This is a genomic window from Kytococcus sp. HMSC28H12 (genome assembly GCF_001816045.1).
GTDB classification, from domain to species: Bacteria; Actinomycetota; Actinomycetes; order Actinomycetales; family Dermatophilaceae; genus Kytococcus; species Kytococcus schroeteri.
Window position 1 is genome coordinate 1 of the sequence record NZ_KV824450.1, and the last position, 2025, is coordinate 2025.

Below are 2025 nucleotides of genomic sequence, written 5' to 3' on the forward strand. Positions count from 1 at the left end.
GGCCCAGAGGTCCACCCGGGTCCCGGGGGCCAGCATCGCGGCGCTGCCCGGCGAGACGGCCAGGGAGACGCGGCGCAGGTCGAGCGCGCCGGCGGACCCCACGCCCTCGGCGGGCACGAACTCCCCCGCCCGCACCGGGTGGAGGAGCACCTGACCACCCTCCACCGGGTGGTCCCCGGTGAGGTAGACGCCTTCCGGGGAGGCACCGTCGACCGCGCGCAGGTCCGCGGCGGTCAGCTGGTGCCCGGTGGGCAGGTCGCGGGTGGCCACCCAGTGGCGCGGACCGTCGTCCTGCCCCAGCAGGGAGGCACCGGTGAGCGTGGCCGTGAGGACCAGGGCCGTCCCCACGAGCAGCCGCGCGTCAGTCCACCGCGGCCTGCGCAGCCGTTGTGCCGCGGGACTGCGTGGCGCCGTCGCCCCCGTCTCCTCCTGGGACACCGGCCTGCTGCTGCCGAACACCCTCACCACCGACCTCTCCTGTTGTGGACGGACTCCGCCGCCGCCGACCGTGCCGTCCTAGGATGAACGGCACATCACGGATCGGTCAGGGATCCGCACGGATCCTGTGGACGACGGGACCCACAGGGCCGGTCCCCACCACCCGCACCGACGACCCCGGGAGACGCGATGGCACGGCGGTTCATGGCCCTCAGCGACGTGGCCGAGACCCTCGACATCTCCGCGAGCCAGGCCTACGCGCTGGTGCGCTCCGGCGAGCTGCCCGCCATCAAGGTGGGGGGACGTGGCCAGTGGAGGGTGGAGCTCGACGAGCTGGAGAAGTACATCCAGCGCCAGTACGCCGCCACCCGGGCGATGGTGGAGTCACCCCAGGGCTGACCCTCAGTCCTCGCGGGCCCCCACCCAGCACACCGCGGCGAAGGGCACCGTCTCGGTCACCGCCGGCTGCCGGGGGTCCGGACCCACGGCCAGGTCGAGGTGGTCGGACATCACGCGGTCCACGCGCCCCTCGATCACGTAGCCGGTGGTGAGGCAGACCCGCACCGGCAACCGGTCCCGGGAGAGCTCCCGGAGCACCGTCACCCACGTGATGCGGCGCCCCGGGTCGCCCTCGGCCGGCCGCGAGCGCGGCCCCAGCCCGGCGACGGTCACCACCGCGCCCACCGGCACCAGCAGCGTGGTGCGCCCCTGACCCAGCCGCACCCAGTCGGCGCCGACGTCCCGCAGGGTGCCGTCCACTCGTCCACCGTCCACGGTGCGCAGCGTGACCCGTGACGCCAGCTGCGCCGCCAGCCGGTCGCCGAGCCCGATGCGGGCCCGCTCCACCCGCACGCGCTCGGCCACCTCGCCCTCGAGCTCCGCCCGACGGTGGGCGGCGATCTGCCCCTCGAGGTCGGCGAAGAGGTCGTCCCAGCGCGAGGTCATGGCGGCCACCGTACCGACGCGCGCCGGGTGAACACCCCGAGCGTTGTCCACAGCCTTCGACATCACCCTTCACCAAACCCCACCAAACGGCTATGTTCGCCATCATCGACCATTCACGGGGGCAATCCCCCACGACGACGGGTGACGACGATGGAGTGGACCGACCGGACGGCGGGTGGGCCGGGAGCGCTGCGGCGGGACGCGGCGAACGCGGTGGCGGCGGGGGTGGCCCTGGGGTGCAGCGCCGCGGCGTGGACGGTGGGGCACCGGGCCCTGGCCCAGGCGAGCAGCGTGTGGAACGCCCCCGACCCGGCGGAGCCTCTTGCGTGGGTGCTGCGCACGGCCCTGGCGGTGGTGGTGGCCTGGCTGGCGGCCGTCTTCGCCCTGGAGGCCCTCGCTGGGCTGCCGGGTGGTCCCGGCGCCGCAGTGCGCCGGCTCCGGGACCGCCTCGGGCCATGGGGCGGCGGCGCCCTGGTGGCCATGACCCTGGGGGTGGTCACCACGCCGGCCCACGCCCACGCCGGCGACGCGCCCGACCCCCTCGACCTCTCCCTCCTGGCCCCCGTGAGCGCCCCGGCCGAACCGGCGCCCCCGGCGACGCCCGGGGCACTCCCCTCCCCCGAGGAGCCGGCCACGCCCACG

Annotated in this window: 3 protein-coding genes and 1 pseudogene; 2 read left to right on the plus strand and 2 right to left on the minus strand. The window is 75.7% G+C overall.

The annotated features are described in order from the left end of the window. On the minus strand, nucleotides 1-348 hold a 348-nt coding region (locus HMPREF3099_RS06060; RefSeq protein ID WP_202816707.1), incomplete at its 3' end, for an SAF domain-containing protein. A gap of 279 nt (nucleotides 349-627) precedes the next feature. Here HMPREF3099_RS06060 and HMPREF3099_RS06065 point away from each other — a divergent pair. After that, a complete protein-coding gene (locus HMPREF3099_RS06065) occupies nucleotides 628-837 on the plus strand; it encodes a helix-turn-helix domain-containing protein (protein WP_070705168.1) in 210 nt (69 codons plus the stop codon). Nucleotides 838-840: 3 nt separating this feature from the next. Here the strand turns inward: HMPREF3099_RS06065 and HMPREF3099_RS06070 are convergent, their stop codons facing one another. Further along, complete coding sequence (locus HMPREF3099_RS06070; RefSeq protein ID WP_070705169.1) at nucleotides 841-1383, minus strand: hypothetical protein; 543 nt, start codon at nucleotides 1381-1383, stop codon at nucleotides 841-843. Between the two features lie 141 nt (nucleotides 1384-1524). Between HMPREF3099_RS06070 and HMPREF3099_RS06075 the strand changes: the two are divergent. Beyond that, nucleotides 1525-2025 (plus strand): annotated as a pseudogene (locus HMPREF3099_RS06075) (hypothetical protein); the annotation flags it as partial.

What these genes read in the sequence shown, in the direction of transcription:
- HMPREF3099_RS06070 (WP_070705169.1), bottom strand. Translation starts at nt 1,383, where the DNA reads ATGACCTCGCGCTGGGACGACCTCTTCGCCGACCTCGAGGGGCAGATC.
- HMPREF3099_RS06065 (WP_070705168.1), top strand. Translation starts at nt 628, where the DNA reads ATGGCACGGCGGTTCATGGCCCTCAGCGACGTGGCCGAGACCCTCGAC.